At 53.0% G+C, this 18,240-nt stretch carries 19 protein-coding genes, 2 tRNA genes and 1 other RNA gene; 19 read left to right on the plus strand and 3 right to left on the minus strand.

The features are described from left to right. The first annotated feature begins 121 nt into the window (after positions 1-121). Positions 122-198 (plus strand) — tRNA-Arg (locus LOK74_RS21115). A gap of 113 nt (positions 199-311) precedes the next feature. Here the strand turns inward: LOK74_RS21115 and glpQ are convergent. Continuing rightward, entirely contained in the window at positions 312-1,412 is a 1,101-nt protein-coding gene (gene glpQ / locus LOK74_RS21120) for a glycerophosphodiester phosphodiesterase (RefSeq protein WP_230043951.1), read from the minus strand. Between the two features lie 331 nt (positions 1,413-1,743). Here glpQ and tadA point away from each other — a divergent pair, with 331 nt between their 5' ends. Then, the gene (gene tadA, locus LOK74_RS21125) at positions 1,744-2,178 is read left to right on the plus strand and encodes a tRNA adenosine(34) deaminase TadA (protein ID WP_230047080.1); all 435 of its coding nucleotides are present in this window, start codon (positions 1,744-1,746) and stop codon (positions 2,176-2,178) included. Positions 2,179-2,226: 48 nt separating this feature from the next. Here tadA and LOK74_RS21130 read toward each other — a convergent pair whose 3' ends face one another. Continuing rightward, positions 2,227-2,940 carry a pseudouridine synthase gene (locus tag LOK74_RS21130; protein ID WP_230043952.1) on the minus strand — a complete coding sequence of 238 codons (714 nt, stop codon included), beginning with the start codon at positions 2,938-2,940 and terminating at the stop codon, positions 2,227-2,229. A gap of 143 nt (positions 2,941-3,083) precedes the next feature. Here LOK74_RS21130 and LOK74_RS21135 point away from each other — a divergent pair. The 14 genes from LOK74_RS21135 to LOK74_RS21200 all read left to right on the plus strand — a co-directional run bounded on the left by LOK74_RS21135 (position 3,084) and on the right by LOK74_RS21200 (position 14,620). Next, positions 3,084-3,175, plus strand: a tRNA-Ser gene (locus LOK74_RS21135). Between the two features lie 252 nt (positions 3,176-3,427). Further along, complete coding sequence (locus tag LOK74_RS21140) at positions 3,428-4,792, plus strand: MATE family efflux transporter (protein WP_230043953.1); 1,365 nt, start codon at positions 3,428-3,430, stop codon at positions 4,790-4,792. 191 nt (positions 4,793-4,983) lie between these two features. Continuing rightward, positions 4,984-5,331, plus strand: a complete 348-nt coding sequence (locus LOK74_RS21145; RefSeq protein ID WP_230043954.1) for an ArsR/SmtB family transcription factor — start codon at positions 4,984-4,986, stop codon at positions 5,329-5,331. A 36-nt stretch (positions 5,332-5,367) separates the two neighbouring features. Beyond that, entirely contained in the window at positions 5,368-6,681 is a 1,314-nt protein-coding gene (locus LOK74_RS21150; protein ID WP_277613403.1) for an arsenic transporter, read from the plus strand. A gap of 44 nt (positions 6,682-6,725) precedes the next feature. After that, on the plus strand, positions 6,726-7,160 hold the full coding sequence (arsC, locus tag LOK74_RS21155) for an arsenate reductase (thioredoxin) (protein ID WP_230043955.1): 435 nt from the start codon (positions 6,726-6,728) through the stop codon (positions 7,158-7,160). Positions 7,161-7,290: 130 nt separating this feature from the next. Next, positions 7,291-7,794: a ribonuclease H-like YkuK family protein gene (locus LOK74_RS21160; RefSeq protein WP_230043956.1), complete on the plus strand. Its 504-nt coding sequence runs from the start codon at positions 7,291-7,293 to the stop codon at positions 7,792-7,794. A gap of 165 nt (positions 7,795-7,959) precedes the next feature. Beyond that, positions 7,960-8,225: signal recognition particle sRNA large type (ffs, locus tag LOK74_RS21165), an RNA gene on the plus strand. 244 nt (positions 8,226-8,469) lie between these two features. After that, positions 8,470-9,900: an ATP-binding protein gene (locus tag LOK74_RS21170; protein WP_255679476.1), complete on the plus strand. Its 1,431-nt coding sequence runs from the start codon at positions 8,470-8,472 to the stop codon at positions 9,898-9,900. A gap of 362 nt (positions 9,901-10,262) precedes the next feature. Continuing rightward, positions 10,263-11,981, plus strand: coding sequence for a DNA polymerase III subunit gamma/tau (gene dnaX / locus LOK74_RS21175; protein WP_230043957.1), 1,719 nt, complete (start codon positions 10,263-10,265; stop codon positions 11,979-11,981). A 27-nt stretch (positions 11,982-12,008) separates the two neighbouring features. Continuing rightward, entirely contained in the window at positions 12,009-12,320 is a 312-nt protein-coding gene (locus LOK74_RS21180) for a YbaB/EbfC family nucleoid-associated protein (RefSeq protein WP_230043958.1), read from the plus strand. A 25-nt stretch (positions 12,321-12,345) separates the two neighbouring features. Beyond that, positions 12,346-12,942: a recombination mediator RecR gene (gene recR / locus LOK74_RS21185; protein ID WP_230043959.1), complete on the plus strand. Its 597-nt coding sequence runs from the start codon at positions 12,346-12,348 to the stop codon at positions 12,940-12,942. 128 nt (positions 12,943-13,070) lie between these two features. Further along, positions 13,071-14,045 (plus strand): CPBP family intramembrane glutamic endopeptidase, encoded by a 975-nt coding sequence (locus LOK74_RS21190; protein ID WP_230043960.1) that lies wholly within the window; start codon positions 13,071-13,073, stop codon positions 14,043-14,045. 58 nt (positions 14,046-14,103) lie between these two features. Then, positions 14,104-14,340, plus strand: coding sequence for a YaaL family protein (locus LOK74_RS21195; protein WP_230043961.1), 237 nt, complete (start codon positions 14,104-14,106; stop codon positions 14,338-14,340). A gap of 13 nt (positions 14,341-14,353) precedes the next feature. Further along, entirely contained in the window at positions 14,354-14,620 is a 267-nt protein-coding gene (locus LOK74_RS21200; RefSeq protein ID WP_230043962.1) for a pro-sigmaK processing inhibitor BofA family protein, read from the plus strand. Between the two features lie 12 nt (positions 14,621-14,632). On the opposite strand, the gene LOK74_RS21205 is transcribed toward LOK74_RS21200, so the two are convergent. Further along, positions 14,633-15,148: a hypothetical protein gene (locus LOK74_RS21205; RefSeq protein ID WP_230043963.1), complete on the minus strand. Its 516-nt coding sequence runs from the start codon at positions 15,146-15,148 to the stop codon at positions 14,633-14,635. 229 nt (positions 15,149-15,377) lie between these two features. Here LOK74_RS21205 and LOK74_RS21210 point away from each other — a divergent pair, with 229 nt between their 5' ends. The 3 genes from LOK74_RS21210 (at position 15,378) to LOK74_RS21220 (ending at position 18,236) form a co-directional block, all read left to right on the plus strand. Then, positions 15,378-16,427: a hypothetical protein gene (locus LOK74_RS21210; protein ID WP_230043964.1), complete on the plus strand. Its 1,050-nt coding sequence runs from the start codon at positions 15,378-15,380 to the stop codon at positions 16,425-16,427. 33 nt (positions 16,428-16,460) lie between these two features. Next, positions 16,461-16,643 (plus strand): sigma factor G inhibitor Gin, encoded by a 183-nt coding sequence (locus LOK74_RS21215; protein WP_230043965.1) that lies wholly within the window; start codon positions 16,461-16,463, stop codon positions 16,641-16,643. 96 nt (positions 16,644-16,739) lie between these two features. Next, positions 16,740-18,236: an aminotransferase class I/II-fold pyridoxal phosphate-dependent enzyme gene (locus LOK74_RS21220; protein ID WP_230043966.1), complete on the plus strand. Its 1,497-nt coding sequence runs from the start codon at positions 16,740-16,742 to the stop codon at positions 18,234-18,236. Positions 18,237-18,240 lie beyond the last annotated feature (4 nt).

The following is an 18,240-nucleotide window of genomic DNA, read 5'->3' on the forward strand; positions in this document are numbered from 1 at the left end:
AGCAAGGAAGGGAAGTCTTCCCCCATCCAACGGTTTCATTTGCGAAGAGCAGCAAATCTCATTATAATAAGAGAGGTCGGTTTTTTTACAACACCCAGGTGGAACAGACGTGTGTAACCGTGTCCCCGTAGCTCAGCAGGATAGAGCAAGCGTTTCCTAAACGCTAGGTCGGAGGTTCGAATCCTCTCGGGGACGCCATCGTTTCTATAGAAAAAGCAGGCAAGCCCTCTCCACTGTGGAGAGGGCTTTTTGCATGCAGTCTACTGTTCAGAGCTTCGGTGACGCATCTCGGTCTCAAGCGAGCAGCATCCTTATTTCTTGTCATACCCTTTGCTGTGATACTGGGCGCGGTTCAGGAATTCAACGGCCCGATCCGGGAAGTCGGTAAAGAGCCCGTCGACCCCAGCTGTATAATAGAAGATGTCTAGCAACTCTTCAAAGCTGGCTGCGTACGCTGGTATCTGGCCGCTATCCAGCCTAAATGTGTAGGGGTGAACCTCCATTCCGGCTGCATGGGCTTCTTTGACCAGGTCGGTAATGATTAGATGATCACGGGTCGATTCGCTTTTGACGATCATTGGATGCCAGGGACCGACCCCATCTGCATAGGTAGCAATCTCCTTCATCGCCCCTTTTTCAAACATCCAGTCGTAGTTGTATGGGACCGCCTTTCCGTTTTCATAGACCATCGTCTCATTCCAACTGGTTTCTGCCATCAACTGAACCAGTTTGGGGTCCATCTGTAATTGTGGATATAGTTCCGTGCGGATTCGCTTCGTCTCGTTCGGATCGAAGCACTGGACGTACACCTTGTCGTCTTTTGAGTCGTAACCGTAGTTTTCCAATACCTGCAGTACGGCCAGACTGATGTCTTTGCCTTCATGTCGATGAAACCAGGGCGCTTTTATCTCGGGGTAAATGCCGACATTTTGGCCTGTACTCTTGTTTAAGCCTTGGATCAGTTCCAGCTCTTCTTCCAGTGTATGTACGGTAAACGATGACTGCCAAAGCGGGAAACGGCCGGGAAAGTTGGGAACACTCTCCCCATCCTGTACATCAAATCCTTCGGTCATCTCCAACTGCTTGATCTCGTCTAAGGTAAAGTCAATCACATAATATCGACCATCTTCCCGCTTTCGCTCCGGGTAAACCTCCGCCACGTTTGTGACACGATCCAGGTAATGATCGTGCAGGACGACCAGTTTGTCATCTTTGGTCATCACCACATCTTGTTCAATGTAATCGGCACCCATCGCATAGGCCATTGCTTTTGCCGCCAGGGTGTGTTCCGGCAGGTAACCGCTCGCTCCGCGGTGGGCGACCACAATCTTCTCTTGCGCTGCCCCGGCGATCCCTCCAGAACCGGTTACCAGCAGCAAGGCAGTGAGAACAGATAGGACAAACTTTTTCATAATGCGCCTCCTTGACTTGGATTGAAGAGAAATAAAAAAATCCACACTATTCCCAGCCGCACCGATACCGATACAGCTAACCTGGAATATTGTGAATCTCCTCATCTCCACACTAATATTCTGCCATATTTGGTTACCAACAAAATACTAGATGATGTAAGTGTTGTCAACAGAAAAATCAGAAAAGTTAAACATACTTTGTTTCTGTCCTTTCTTCTGTTTGGCGCTTGGACCGGAGATCGGTATACTGAAGTAAGACAAAATGGAGCCAATGGCAGCAGGAAGGATGGCGGTAGCGGTGTCAGCCGGACATTCACATGATGAACAGTTTATGCAGGCAGCCTTGGAAGAGGCGCAAAAAGCGATGGAGATCGGCGAAGTGCCGATTGGTGCAGTTGTGGTCAGGGACAATGAAATCGTTGGACGGGGTTTTAATCTGAGGGAAACACAGAAAGATCCCACCCTGCATGCGGAGATGATCGCGATTCGGCAGGCAAGTGCCCGTCTGGGCGGCTGGCGGCTGATCGGCTGTGAGCTGTACGTCACGCTGGAACCTTGTCCGATGTGTGCAGGTGCCATCGTACAGGCGAGAATCGAGCGGGTGGTGTACGGGGCGGCTGATCCGAAGGCGGGATGTGCGGGCACCTTGATGGATTTGTGTTCCGAACCGAGATTTAATCACCAGGTTCCAGTGACGGCAGGTGTCTTGGCAGAAGAAAGCAGCCAGTTGTTAAAGCAGTTTTTCCGCCGATTGCGCAGCAAGTAAGCAGGCCAGCCTTTGCATAGGGGCCGGCCTGCTTCGGATTTATGAACTTTATCCTTTGAGAGAAGCGAGTTCGTCGTCTGTCAGTTCCCGGTATTCGCCGGGCACCAGTGAATCATCGAGGAGAAGCGGCCCCATGCGAATCCGTTTTAAATAAACAACCTCCAGGCCAAGTGCGGCAAACATTCGTTTTACTTGGTGAAACTTCCCTTCGGTGATGGTCACCTTTGCCTCTGACACCTCACCGGAGGAGAGGATCTCCAGTTGCGCTGGCTTGGTCGTATATCCGTCATCCAGCGTTATACCGTCGGCAAAATGGCCCACGTGTTCTGGACGTACCTGCCCCTCGATACGGGCGAAGTACTCCTTATCCACCTTCTTTTTCGGAGAGAGAAGATTGTGAGAGAGTTGCCCGTCATTGGTCAGCAGCAGCAGACCCTCCGTATCGATGTCAAGCCTGCCAACGGGATGCACTCTGTCTGCCCATTCCAGCGGGAGCAGATCAACGACCGTTCGGTGACGGCTGTCTTCGGTTGCGGAGATGACACCAGGCGGCTTGTTCATCATCACGTAGATCCAGCGCCTGTAGTCCAGCGGATGCCCGTCGACTTCGATTTCATCCTGCTCCGGGATGACGTGCATGCCGGGATCGGTCGCTACCGTTCCATTTACGGTGACAAGCGCCTGCTTCACCAACTGTTTTACTTCTTTGCGTGTCCCCAACCCCGTGTTGGCCAGTACTTTATCCAGGCGTTCCCGTTTCATGATCCATCCCCATTTCTGTTACATCTGGTGAAACCTATCAATCCCATCTTGACGGAAGAGTGATGGAAAATCAAGGACTGGCCAAATGTACCACTTGCTTTCAAAAGGCGGATTTGCTATATTAAGTATTGCTTGACTCTTGTGGAGAGATACCCAAGTGGTCATAAGGGGACGCACTCGAAATGCGTTAGGCGTCGTGAGGCGTGCGTGGGTTCGAATCCCACTCTCTCCGCCACCTACATAATGTGTGTGACAGGGAGCATGTCTTTGCCGGTAGGGCAGGGGCGTGCTTTCTTTATATTCTCCGAAGGTTGCGGCACCCCGTTTTTTCTCCTTATTCAACGAAAAGGAAAAAAGGCCAGGCAGCACGAATAAAGATGGGTACTACGATCTGATTATGTAGGGCTGCTGCAGCCTCACTGTGCCGAGGATATATCCTCGGACTTCTTTGTTAGGCAGCGGTATGACCTCTAAAGGAAGGGAAGAGATGGACCGTCAGTACACGAGCGCAAAGTCAGTAAAGACGCTCCGTCTGTTTGCATTAACTTGGCCAATCTTGGTTGAGTTGTTTTTGCACATGATGATGGGAAGCGTCGACACGTTTATGCTGTCCCACGTGTCTGACGAAGCGGTGGCTGCTGTCGGTGTGGCTAACCAACTTGTCACATTTACCATTTTGTTGTTTGGCTTTGTAGCCACTGGAGCGTCGGTGACGATCTCCCAGTACCTGGGAGCACGCAAGCCGTTGGAAGCCAATCGGATTGCCGGGATCTCCCTCACCGCCAATCTGCTGTTTGGGATATTTGTCAGTCTGCTGGTCATCATGTTCAGAGGCCATTTTTTGCAGCTTTTTTCGTTGGCAGATGAAGTGAGGCAGTTGGCTGACCTTTACTTGTTGATTGTTGGCGGCAGCTTGTTTACCCAGGCCCTGCTGCTGACGGTTTCCGCCATCTTGCGCGCGAACGGGAATACCCGTGATGCGATGCTGGTGTCATTGGCCATGAATGTAATCCACGTGGTCGGCAATTACTTGTTTATCTTCGGTGCTTGGGGAGTACCGCAGTTGGGTGTGCCGGGAGTAGCCATCTCGACGGCCGTCAGTCGGGCGATTGCCTTGGTGTTCATTGTGATTGTGCTGTACCGCAGCCTGGTGGTGCCGATCAGATGGAGCGATTACATAGAGGTGAAGTGGAAGTACCTTAAACAGATTTTCCGGATCGGGATTCCCTCTGCTGGCGAAGCTCTTTCCTATCATACCAGCCAGATCGCGATCACGGCGTTCATCGCTTTGTTGGGGACAGCGGCGCTGACGACGAGGATCTACGCGATTAACCTCATGTCGTTTATCCTGCTGTTTGGCATGGCGCTCGGACAGGGAACGCAGGTGCTGATCGGTCACATGGTTGGTGCCAAAGAGAATGAACGGGCCTATCGCCAGCTGTTGAAAAGCCTGCGAATCAGTTTGATGGTGACCGCTTCGGTGGCGGTCATCGTCGCCATCTGCCGTGAACCACTGTTTTCCATCTTTACAGAGGATCCACAGATCATCTCGATGGGCTCTACGCTGCTTTTGCTCTGTTTGCTCCTGGAACCGGGCCGTACGTTTAATCTGGTGGTGATCAGCTCGCTGCGTGCCGCTGGCGACGCTTCGTTTCCTGTCTTCATCGGGATTCTGTCGATGTGGGGGATTAGTGTGCCGCTTTCCTATCTCCTAGGTATCTCGTTGGAATTGGGTCTTCCAGGAGTTTGGATCGCTTTGACGATCGATGAGTGGTTCCGGGGAATCTGCATGTATTATCGCTGGAAGAGCAGAGTCTGGGAGCGAAAGGTGCTGGTATCGGAAGGAGTGTAGGCTAACGCGAGAGTGAGCATCCTTTTCCTGCCGTCTCTGCTTCCGGAAAAGGGACACTCTCCTGCTTGTTCCAAGGCTGTGTCTGACACGGGGAGCTACTCCTTGAAATGGAGTGGCTCTTTTTCTTGATTCATATAACCATATAGTTATAATATAATCTATAGCGATATCGGATGAAAAGAGGGGATATCATGCTCGACCTGCCACGATTGGCTGAAGTGCTGAAAGCGCTGGGAGATTCAACCCGGCTGACGATCATTGCACTGCTCAATCATCGAGACTGCTGTGTCTGCGAACTGGTCCCGATCTTCAACATTTCGCAACCGGCCATCTCCAAGCACCTGAGCCGCCTGAAAAGTGCCGGTTTGGTAACAGAAACACGCCGGGGACAATGGGTCTTTTATGCGCTCAACCGAAAGCAGTTGGAACAAGTGGGATTATCATTGAACAATCTGCCCGATGTTTCCGACCGGTTTGCCGCGCTGGCCGAGCAAGGAAAGCTGGTTAGCTGTGAGCAGCCTCCAATGACCGGGTCATGAATGGGAAAAGCGTACAGAGGGATGGGATAGACAATTATGGTTGATGCATCGAATGCAGCTATGTGGAGTGCGTTTTTAATTTTTGTCGTTACACTTGCAGTCGTCATCTGGCAGCCGCGAGGGCTGGGGATTGGCTGGTCGGCTGCCGGGGGTGCCTTGCTGGCTCTACTGCTGGGCGTCGTTACGTTTTCGGATGTACTTACGGTCACAGGCATGGTTTGGAATGCGACGCTTACATTTGTTGCGGTCATCCTCATCTCGTTGATTCTTGATGAGATTGGCTTTTTTGAATGGTGTGCGCTGCATATGGTCAGAATGGCGAGAGGCGATGGCCGCCGCATGTTTGTCTACGTCATCCTGCTTGGCGCGCTGGTGTCGGCTTTCTTCGCCAATGACGGGGCGGCATTGATCCTCACTCCGATCGTTTTGGCCCAAGTCCGGGCCCTGCGGTTTGAAGAGAAGATGGTTCTGCCGTTTGTCATGGCCAGCGGTTTTGTCGCCGATACGACGTCTCTCCCGCTGATCGTCAGCAATCTGGTCAACATCGTCTCAGCCGATTACTTTCAGATCGGCTTCGTTGAATACGCCAGCCGGATGATCGTGCCCAATCTCTTTGCGCTGCTGGCCAGCTTGGCTGTTCTCTACCTGTTTTTTCGCAAGAACATTCCGCGTAAGTACGATTTGGCCCAACTAAAACAGCCGCATGAAGTGATAAAAGACGAGACTCTTTTCCGTGTATCGTGGGTGATTCTGGCCGTACTGCTGCTGGCTTATCTGCTGAGCGAGATCCTGCCCGTACCGGTATCGCTCATCGCGGGAACAGCAGCACTTATCTTCATCCTGGCCGCGCGCAGAAGCCCTGTGATCCACACGATGCGCATCGTGGGGGAAGCCCCCTGGTCTGTGGTTGTTTTTTCCATCGGGATGTACGTAGTCGTCTACGGCTTGCGCAATGTCGGTCTGACCGATCTGTTGGGACAACTGATTCAATCATTTGCCGAACAGGGGCTGCTGGCGGCGACGATGGGGATGGGCTTCTTGGCCGCTGTACTCTCCTCCGTGATGAACAATATGCCGACGGTGATGATCGATGCGCTGGCGATCCAGGGGACACAGACGGAAGGAATCGTCCGCGAAGCACTCATCTACGCCAATGTGATCGGTTCCGATCTGGGACCCAAGATTACGCCAATCGGCTCGCTTGCGACCCTGCTCTGGCTGCATGTGCTCTCCAAAAAAGGGGTGCGGATCACATGGGGGTACTACTTCCGAATTGGCGTCGTATTGACCGTACCCACTCTGTTGATCACGCTAGCGGGGTTGTATCTATGGCTCACCCTGCTTGGCTGAGGAACGGGAGAACATCCTAACCGGATAAAAAAGGAGGATCAACCATGGAGAAGAAACGGGTGTATTTTCTCTGTACCGGCAATTCATGCCGCAGCCAGATGGCTGAAGGTTTTCTGAAAGCGTTGGGTCATGATCAATACGAGGTGAGAAGCGCCGGCTTGGAAGCGCACGGGTTGAATCCGCGTGCCGTACTCGTGATGCAGGAAGCAGGGGTAGACATTAGCGGACAGAGCTCTGATGTGATGGATCCTGAATGGTTGAACAAGGCTGATTATGTGATCACGCTTTGCGGACATGCTGATGAACACTGTCCTGTCATCACTAATCCCAACGTCGTCAAATGGCATTGGGGGTTCGAGGACCCGGCTAAAGCGACGGGGACAGAAGAAGAGGTGATGACGAGCTTTCGGTCGGTGCGAGATGCGATCAGGCGAAGAATCGAGCAGTTCGTCAGCGAGAGCCAATCGAAATCTATATGACGGCAGGGTAAAGTTTCTGAAAATTTTTCGTGGATTCCGAACGTTTCCCCGTCCAATCGTATATCGTAGTGGTAAGCACTTCTATCTTGTGATCCTGCCCATATATTTTAGGGAAGAGGGAGGGATGTAGGTGGGAGGTACCACAGCCAGGCAAGAGGAGCAAACGGTCTATTTTCGCAGCCCAACCAAGGGGTTGATGGACAAAAGCCAGGTCTTTGCAGACATCGAACAGGCCGTCTCCTGGATGCCGGGAGCGTACGAGATCGTCGTAGGAACCGACTCTCAGGTGCGGCATCGCCACACGTCATTTGTCATCGCGATCTCGGTGATTCGGACGGGCAGCGGAGGAACTTTTTTTTACTATCGGTTTCAGGAGCAGCGCATTACTTCGCTGCAGCAGCGGGTGTACATGGAAGCGTTCCATTCCGTATGCTTGGCTGCGGAATTGAGGGAGTACCTGAAGGATCGCATGCTGTCCATTCCGATCCGCTTACATTTTGACATTGGTCATAACGGACCGACACACAAGTACGTCAAACGGCTGATGCAGTTGGCCAAAGCAAACGATTTTGAGGCTCATGTCAAGCCAGATTCTTTTGGCGCCTCCACGATAGCTGACAAGTTTACCAAGTGACCTGAATCCTGGAGCGAGGCCAGACGGTTTTTGACCAAGTGATCTCTGCAAAGGGTGGGTTTCCCTGTGTTGGTGGGGTTTGTGACTTGCGATCATTCTTTTCGATGTGATATGCTAAGTAGGCAACTTCTGATGAGGTTGCCTTCAATTCGTTTTTAAAATTTGCCGTGCTAGACGGGGAGGTTGCGGTGCCCTGTAACCTGCAATCCGCAACAGCAGGGTTGAATTCCTGTACGAGGCCTTGTCATGTGAGGCTGCCTTATGTAGAGCGGTGTTGATGCTTGGGTCCTGCGCAACGTGAACCCATGAACCTGGTCAGGTCCGGAAGGAAGCAGCCATAAGTGGACTTTCGCGTGTGCCGCAGAATCGCCTGGGCGGAGCCGGTCTCATAAGTAACGCTTGGATGGCACGTGTCGAATACAGGTGCACGGCATCCTATTACATATACGATCCATCAGGTATGTTTTAAGCGGTAGTCGCGCCTAGGTGCGACTGCCGTTTTTTGTGCAGCGAGATAGGTGGCCGACGATTCTTGGCGGGTTTTGTTGCATTCTGGCGAGTGATAGCGAAAGATATTTTTGGAAAAGTAGAAGGCAAGAGCAGGGCATCCCCCGCTGTCTGCCGAACCTTTTTGAAAAAGGCAGATCGTATGCGGAAGATAAGGGGGGAACAACGGTGGGAATAACGTTTCCTTTAGATCTTTGGGGTTCATTCCAGCGACTGAAGCATTTTATGCAGTATTTGCCTCATGCCGTTTTTGCAGCAGATCGAACAGGACGAATTGTCGAAGTAAACGAAGCATTGATTCGGGCCACTGGGTACACACGTGAAGAATTGGTGAACCATCCGTTTTTCCAAGTACTTCCCTATCGCGGAACGATTGGGCAGCTTCATTCGGAGTTGATCGCCATCGAAGAGACGGGCAGCGTTCCGGCTGAAGTAGAATACCGGAACAAGGAAGGCAAGCTGGCCAAAACAAAAGCGATGATCGTCGTTCCGCAATCAGATCCCCCGCTATACATGGTGAATCTGTTTCAACTGAACAGGAGCACGGATGACAACCTGATGGAAAAAGTGGTGGATCAGTTGATCACGGAAGCAAATCTGGGAGTGGTCGTCCTCAATGTGCGAGGGTGCATCGTCGAGATCAGCCAGATGGCCTGCAGACTGCTCGGTCTTGAACGCGGCAAAGTGATCAATCAGCACATCGACAAGGCGTTTGCCGGCATTCCGGAAGAACACCGCTTGGTGAAGCGGGAGCTGCTGGAAGGAGTCAAGATGCAGAACAAGGCCATGTCTTGGACGAACAGCAGCCAACGATACGAACTGCTGGTCGATTCGGAAACCGTCTATAATGAGGCGGGTCAAGTGGCAGGTGCCTACATCCTCTTCAAAGACGTCACCAATCTTCGTTCCCTCGATCAAAAGATTGAGCGAAACGACCGCTTGGCCATGATCGGCCAGATTGCTGCCGGCACAGCCCACGAGATCCGCAATCCGCTTACCTCCATCAAAGGCTTTTTACAGATGTTCCAACAGTCATTTACAGAGAGCGGGATGGAACGGGAGCGTGCCTACACAGAGATCATGCTGACCGAAATCAACCGGATAAACGCTCTGGTCAGCGAATTCCTGCTCCTAAGCAAGCCGCGCGATGTACAGTATCAGATCGTTGATTTAAACATTGTCTTCGAAGAGATCCTGCCGATCGTGGAAAGTCAGGCACTGCTTCACGGTATTGACGTCAACTACGCTTCCCGGGGTCAACTGCCGATGGTGGTGGGAGATAATGAACTGTTGAAACAGGTGTTTCTGAACATATGCAAAAACGGAATTGAAGCAATGGGCAATGAGGGCGTGCTTTCGATTCATCATCACATCGACATCGAACGGGACCTGATCAGTATTGATATCCACGACAACGGTCCAGGTATCCCCCCATACGTGATTGACAAAATCTTTGATCCGTTTTTTACCACCAAGGAAGAAGGGACTGGATTGGGACTAGCCGTTTGCCAAAAAATCATCCACGATATCGGCGGACAAATCCGGGTCTCGTCCAAAGGATACGGTACCACGTTTCAAATCTTGCTCCCCTATCTGTGAGAAAGCGCTCCTGTCAAGACAAGGGGCGCTTTTCTTGCCATCCCCCTCTGTTCGATTTATCAGCAACAACTGACTGCTCTCGTACCAAAGCATAAGAAGAGCAATTGATCTGTTGGAAGGGATGGCATGGAGAGGAGACGGTCATCCCAACTTCCCCACAGGCACTGGCACGAGCGGAGCGAACCTGTTTTTCTCTTTGCGCCCCCCACTATGTTCGTCACACCGGCACAGGAGATCCAGCTCGGCTTTTCCCCAGACGGTTTTTCTCACCGATGCTTTTGGAAATGCAAAGGGCAATGTAGTATAATAAGCAGGATACAGATGAAGCAGAAAGCGACCCAATCGGTTGGGAGTTGGCAAGGATGGCTTACACGGCACTTTATCGTGTTTACAGACCAGATACCTTCGGAGACATTGTCGGGCAGTCCCATGTGACAACGACGCTGCGCAATGCCCTGCGGGAGGGGCGGCTTTCCCATGCCTATCTATTTAACGGACCACGCGGCACCGGCAAGACCAGTGCGGCCAAGATTCTGGCCAAAGCAGTGAACTGTGAAAACCCACAGGATGGGGAGCCTTGCAATGCCTGCAATTCATGCAAGGCGATCAGCGGGGGTGTCGTTACGGATGTGCTGGAGATTGATGCCGCCTCCAATCGCGGGGTGGAAGAGATCCGCGATATCCGGGACAAGGTGAAGTTTGCTCCAAGTGACGTGAAGTACAAGGTGTACATCATCGATGAGGTGCATATGCTGACCACGGAGGCCTTCAACGCCCTGTTGAAGACTCTGGAGGAACCACCATCCCATGTGATGTTTATCCTGGCGACGACAGAGCCGCACAAGCTGCCGGCGACGATCATCTCCCGCTGTCAGCGCTTTGATTTTCACCGGATCGCGCTGTCGGAGATTGTAGGCCGCCTGCAGCAGATCTGTACGGAGCAGCAGGTGGAAGCAGATGAGCAAGCGCTGCTGCTGGTCGCCAAGATGTCGGAAGGCGGGATGCGGGATGCGCTCAGTCTGTTGGATCAGGCGATCAGCTACAGTGGGGATCGCGTTACAACAGGCGATATCCTGCAGATTACCGGTTCAGTGGCGCAGACCTACTTCTCCACGGTAGCCCGGATGATTGCAGAGCAGGATGTGGCCAACGTATTGGAGCAGTTTAACCAGGTGATGGCCCAGGGGAAGGATCCGGAACATTTTTTGCAGGATCTGATGCACTATTATCGTGATATGCTGTTGCTAAAGACTGCGCCCGGACTAAAAGAAGCGGTTGATCGTACCCTGCTTGACGATCAGTTTGCCGGGGTTGCTGAGTCTTATGAACTGCCGGTTCTGTACGAGATCATCGAATCGCTGAATCAGTCGCTCACGCAGTTGAAGTGGTCCAGCTACGCGCGAGTACTGGCAGAACTGAGTTTGGTCAAGTTGTGCCAGATGGCAGGCGGCGGCCTCCCGCAGCAGTCGGGAGCGGCGGCCACATCGGAGCCGACGGCGCGTGCGGATGCGGTGGAAATCCTGGTCAAACGCGTGCGCTCACTCGAAGAAAAGCTGGAGCTGATCAGTAGGGGACAGGTAAAGACGGAAGCCGAAGCAAGTAACGGCGAGTCACGTCAGACTGAACCCCGGAGACCTCGGGCTGCAGGAGGGCCTGCTCATGCCTCCACGCAAAAACTGCAGAGACTGGCCAGCTCTCTCGATGAAGCGATGACGCAGCGCATCCGTGGAGCATGGGCACAGATTCTCGCCGAATTGAAGAAAATAAAGATTCAGTATCAAGCCTGGCTGGTAAGCGGCCAACCCGCCATCGTCAGCGGCGATACGCTGATTGTCACCTTTAAAAGCACCATCCACTGCGAAAAGACGATGGAACCAGAGTTAAAAAGTGTGGTCGAGCGGGTTGTGCACGACTTGACTGGCAGACCGCTGCAGCTCTTGTCCGTGATGGAAGAACAGTGGCAAAGCGTTGAGGCGGATGCAGCCGTCCCGGAAACGGATGATCAGCAGGAGGCCGAGGATCCATTTGTCTCCGAGGCGATCAAGCTGGTAGGCGAACAGTTGGTAGAAGTGAAAGAATAAGCAGAACAACGCAAGGAGGGTACGCCGATGAAAAACATGCAGCAGATGATGAAACAAGTGAAAAAGATGCAGCAGGAGATGCAAAAGGCGCAGGAAGAACTGAAAGAGAAAGTGATCGAGGGGTCGGCAGGCGGTGGTGCCGTTGTCGTCAAGGCGAACGGGCACAAGCAGATCGTGGATATCGCAATCAAGCCGGAAGTGATTGACCCGGATGATGTGGAAATGATGCAGGACCTGGTTCTGACGGCTGTCAATGATGCCTTGAAAAATGTAGACGAACTGGTGAACAAAGAGATGGGACGTTTTACAGGTGGCATGAACATCCCGGGCCTGTTTTAACCGGACGTCAAAGGAGTAGAGAGAGATGTTTTATCCCGAACCTATTTCCAAGCTGATTGAGGGGTTCATGAAGTTGCCGGGCATCGGTCCCAAAACGGCGGGCCGCCTGGCGTTTTTTGTCTTGGGCATGAAAGAAGATGACGTGCTGGACTTGGCCAAAGCGCTGGTCAATGCCAAACGGCAGCTTCAGTACTGTTCGGTTTGCAACAATATTACCGATGTGGACCCTTGTCATATCTGCCGCGACAAGCAGCGTGACGGCTCTGTCATTTGTGTCGTACAAGAGCCGAAGGATGTGGTGGCGATGGAGAAGACGCGTGAGTACGAAGGGTACTACCATGTCTTGCACGGGGCGATTTCGCCGATGGATGGAATCGGGCCGGAAGATATCAAGATTCCCAACCTGTTGAAACGGCTGAGCGATGAGCAGGTGCAGGAAGTGATTCTGGCGACCAACCCCAATATTGAGGGAGAAGCGACCGCCATGTACATCTCCCGTCTGGTCAAGCCGTTTGGCATTCGGGTCACCCGGATCGCTCATGGGCTGCCGGTCGGCGGCGATCTCGAATATGCGGACGAGGTAACACTGACGAAAGCGCTGGAAGGGCGACGGGAGCTATAAAGGCCATGATCGTGCGGATGAGGAGGGCAGGAGAGATCCTGTCTTTTTTCGACTCTGTCCCTTCCGCAAAAAGTTTTGCGACTTTTTCCGGTGGACAGGGCATAGAGTGGAGATAGGAGTGTGAGGCGATGCAAACAGGGCCACAAATCTATTTGGATCAAGAGACAGAGCTGCGTCAATCGAGAGGCTGGGCCATATTGCTGGTAGTGGGATACCTGTATCAACTCATCTTTGAACTATCGTTGATCCGCTTTACGCCGGGGTCTGACGGTCGTTGGGTTGCCTCCACGCTCCAGGAACCAACACCGCTGATGACCTTGCTGCTGCTGGTTGGAAGTTCATTCAGTTTGATTGTGGGGTTTGGATTCGTCCGTTCCTTTATCAGAGAACAGGCTGTCGGCAGGAGTCTGCGGCTTCGCTCCACACTGGATGGATCCGATGTGCTGTACATGCTGGCATGGCTTCATCTGATAAACACCGTGATGTTGTTCCTATACAGTTTTTTCCTTCCCTATCCGCTCTTTCCCGAGGGGACGGTCGGAGGCTTGCTGGAGTCGGCATCTTTGCAGCTGTTTATCTTGTTGATCGCCTTCTTCATGTTTCGGGGAAGGGGAGCCCTCATCGGCTTTTGCCGGCCTCGGAAGATTCGCGGTATGCTGGTCACGCTTGCGGTCATGTTTCTCTTCATCGTGTTTGCTCTTGATGCGTTGTTGACCAATCCCATCGCCGATCTGTTCCAGCTGTCGTTGGAATCGGAGCGGGAGCAGGGGATTGAGAGCGAGATTGTGGAAGCGAAAGAGAACCACTGGCTGACTGGCCTGTGGGCTGTGATGATCATAGGCATCATGGTACCGATTGCCGAGGAAACGATGTATCGCGGTGTCATCCAGACCTACCTGGTGAAGCGATGGGGTGCAGTTGTCGGTATTTTGCTGACCAGCTTTTGGTTTGCCTTGATTCATATCGATGTCGCCTTATTTGTTCCGCTGTTCGTGATCGGAGTGGGGCTGGGTGTGATTCGCCATCAGTTCCAGTCACTCTGGGGAGCGATCCTGCTTCACAGCCTGAACAATCTGACAAGTGTGCTCTATTATTATTTCTAGGTTGGGGCAGACTCCTGGGTGGCTGTCAGCGGCAAGATCAAAACGGGAGTGAGTTGCGATGAAGTGGTTCATCCGGAACAAGAAGCCAGCAGCGGTAACCGATGAGTGGGCAGACCTGCTGCAATCGATTGAACAGGCCAGAAAGGACTGGCACTATGCGCAGCATCACGTCAGCTTGTCGGAAGGTAAGGAAGCGATTGACCGAGCTATCTACCATTTGCGGTTGACGGAGAAGCGGTACATGTTCCTGTTGGATTGTGCCCGCCGCTATCATCAGATGTGCCGTCAAGCGTAGGAGGGATTCCCGGATGCCGATTGAATACGTGATTGCCATCGTTATCGCCGGTTTTTTGTTTATTGTTGCGGCCAGCAAGTCGGTCAAAACACCGCTTCGCTGGGTAGGGTTGGCTGCATTAAACTTGGTAATCGGGGCGGTGCTGCTGTTTTTCGCCAACCTAGTCGGCGAGATGGCAGGGTTCCACCTTCCAATCAACCCGGTGACAGCCTTGATTGCCGGCTTCCTGCGACTGCCAGGATTGGCAGCGTTGGTGATGATCAAACTGTTTATGATGTGATGCCCAACGGTGTCAACCGTCTGTTTGCAGAAAAGCGATGCTCCCTTGTTCGTACCGTACCCGGCAGTGTCCAGGCTGACGGTACGTGAGCAACAGCGCAGACAACCGCGGGATGATGAAGACGACAGATCCGATTGCCAGTGTAACCCCATAAGAAAAGGGAAGCCAGGCAAACAGGAAAGCTGAGGTGAGGACGCTCCCCAGCGTGACAGTCGCTTCCGCACGGCGAAAAAAGGAGAGCGAGACAGGATAGGTTGTACCAGCCCCCCACCAGACGGAAAACAGAGCGTCAGGTGATGTTTTTACCTGTTCTGAAGCCGTGTAGACATAAAAGCGAAACAGCAGGTGATGGACAATTGGGAGAACGGCGAGTATGGACAGAGAAAATAACAGCTCCCAAGAGTCTGACACAGGCAGGGCAAAGACGATCAGGCCTGCCGCCAGTCCGGCAAGCTGCAGCAGAACGCCGGGCCACCGCCAGCGAAAACGGGATAGCAGCTTATAGCTATAGATGGTCTGCTCTTTCATGGCAGGCCTCCTTTTTTATGATGAGAACTAGACAGCAGCTAGCGAGGTTACGCACTTTTTTCATAGGATGATCCTGTTCTGTGTTATACAGATCACACCTAAGTCTAATCTATATTATACGTTTGGCTGATAGAGTCGAACATAGGGAGAGTCGGGCCAATGATGTGATGGGTTGACGGTTTATGGGAAAGATAAACGAGTCAAGCCGGAATCAAGAGGGGGATAGAGCGTGTATGTGAACGAGCTTCTCCTGCTATGTGACCAAGAAGAAAGGCGAGGTGCAGAACCGATACGAGAGCAGCTGATCGAGAAAGGGCTGTTTCAGGCGGCAGCCAAGTGGGACGAGCCGGTCGCTGGCCTACTCATTGACGAGCCGGTGGATCAGTCCGTTCTCTTTGCCACGGTCAAGCACTTATTGGATACCGGGCGCAGTGGTAATCATCCGCTGCTGCTGTTAGTCCTGGGCGATATGGTGCCTTATGGCTTTGCCAGCCAACTGACAGAGCGCTTTGCCGGGCATTCCGTAGAAGTGGTGAGGCTGGTTCTGCTGGCCGACGGAGACCGTGCCGTTCTCGGGGGCGATCCTTACGGCGTCTGGCTGCATCGGCTGCGTCATCGGCTGGCTGACTGCCGTATCGTATCTCTTGTTTGTCGACTTGTCGAAGCAGATGAGGTATCTCGTGCTCTCGTGCAGTTTTTGGCGCTAAAACAGCGGTTCTTCTACCGAATGGCACAGCACTGTGATCGTACAGGTGCCCGTTTTGAACAGGTAGCGCAGGGGATCGGGATGGACCGCCGTGTAGGTCAGCAGTGGCTGCTGCCCTCCTTTTCCCGTACAGATGCGTTGTTGCTGCAGGTGGAACGCTGGTTGCTGCGGCAGTTGAAACAAGTTTGGCAGAAAACGAACCTCTCACACATCGCCATCTGGGGCGATCCAACACCCTATCCGCGGTTGATCCAACAACTGCTGCAGACGAAGCAGGTACATGTCACGTATAGGCTTGCCCGACAAAAGCCGAACAATCTACCGGCAGGATGGAAAAGAGTTTCCACCCCATTGGAAGCGCTGGATCAAGCCCACCTGCTACTGATCCTGGAAGCGGACCCATCCGTATGCGAGCTGGACCTGGGAGAACTGGTCCGACGGATGCAGGAGCCGACAGTAATCGACACGTGTGCCTGTTATCCTCTTGCGGAGGCGGAAGCGTATCGGCTGATGTATCGAACATTTGGTCAAAACACGAACGTTTGGAATGCAACTGCTTATAATAGGATATAATGGTTGGTAGATTACGGAAGGGTGGACGTAACGATGGACCGATCTAGTCAGCGCTGCATCGTCTGTGGAGAAGAACGGGCTGTCGGCATCGCCATATGGCAGCAGTTCATCTGTTATCCCTGTGAACAGGAGATGGTGAAGACAGACGTTATGGACGAGAAATACCCCTTCTTCATCAAGCAAATGCGACAGATCTGGCTAAAACAGAATGCGTAAGCTGCCTGTCTGATCATGCAGCGCCACAAGAGGCATCCGCTATCGTATAGCAGATGCCCTTTTGCTTTTTGATATCCATGTTACAATAGGGTATATATGAAAAAAGGACGTGAACGACGGTTGCAGAGCGGAGATGCCTTTTGGGAGAGACAACGGTGTGCGCCGCTGTATCAGGCGCTGATCCAACACGCCGAGCGGCGGCCGCATCCTTTCCACGTTCCCGGACACAAGATGGGGCGAAGCTTTGATCAGGAGGCAAAACAACAGTATTTGCCGCTTCTCCCCCTCGATCTGACAGAGATCAGTGGATTGGACGACCTGCACCAGCCGGAGGGTGTGATCGCAGAGGCACAAGCACTGGCGGCAGAGGCGTACGGAGCGGAAGAGACCCGCTTTCTTGTCGGCGGTACGACTGCTGGCAACATCGCCTTGATCCTCGCTGTCTGCAGGCCAGGAGAAAAAATCGTGATCCAGCGCAATTGCCACAAGTCAGTCTATCACGGAATCATTCTCGCCAGGGCCAAACCGATCTACGTAGTACCTGCTGTTGATCCGGCAACAGGTGTCGCGGCCGGACTGCGGCGGGAGGATGTGGAGAGGACGCTGCAGGAACATCCCGACGCCAAAGCTGTTTTCTTGACCAACCCTACCTATTACGGCATGGGCATCGACCTGCGCAGGATGGCGGCAGTAGTCCATCGGTTCGGGATCCCGCTATTGGTAGACGAAGCTCACGGCAGCCATTTTGGATTTCACCCGGAATTGCCTGATTCGGCTATGGGCAGCGGAGCAGACGCGTCCGTCCAATCCACACACAAGATGGGGACAGCGATGACAATGTGCTCGATGCTTCATCTGAGAGGGGAGCGGATTAACCGCAGTCGCCTCTACCAGGCGTTGGGGATGATTCAGTCATCCAGCCCCTCTTATCCGCTGCTGGCTTCACTTGATCTGGCCCGCAGGCATATGCTGATAGAGGGAGCGAAGGAACTGGATCGGGTACTGCCGCTATTGAAGCGATTGAGGGAACGGTTGGCTTCACTTGCCTGGCTTGCACTGCCTCAGCTTACCGAGAACGGCGTCTATACCACACTCGATCCGCTAAAACTAATGCTTGATCTGCGCACGGAAGCCTTGACCGGGTACCAACTGCAGCAGATCTTGGAGCAGTATGCGATTTTTCCGGAACTGACTTCCTCCCAACACGTATTACTAGCTGCTTCGACAGGAACTTCCCCGGAGGACGTCGAAAGAGTATGGCAAGTACTTGAGAGTATCGACCTCCCGCCATCCAGCGGAGGATATCGGATAAGACAGACAGGGGGCGTTCTATCCTCCTGGTTCCTGCGGGAACAGGTGATGGCGATGCACGAGGCGCTTGACGCCGATCGCTTCCCGATCCCGCTCGAAGAATCGGAAGGTCGTATCGCCGGTGAGATGGTGATCCCTTACCCACCGGGCATCCCCCTGCTCGTACCGGGTGAGCGGATCGATCAGCAGGCGCTGCAGTGGCTGCTTGCGCTTAAGCGGCAGAAGATACGTTTTCACGGTGTACACGACCCGTCACTGACAACGATACAGATCGTCACTTGAGGAG

The sequence above is a fragment of the Brevibacillus humidisoli genome (genome assembly GCF_020923435.1).
GTDB lineage: Bacteria > Bacillota > Bacilli > Brevibacillales > Brevibacillaceae > Brevibacillus_E > Brevibacillus_E humidisoli.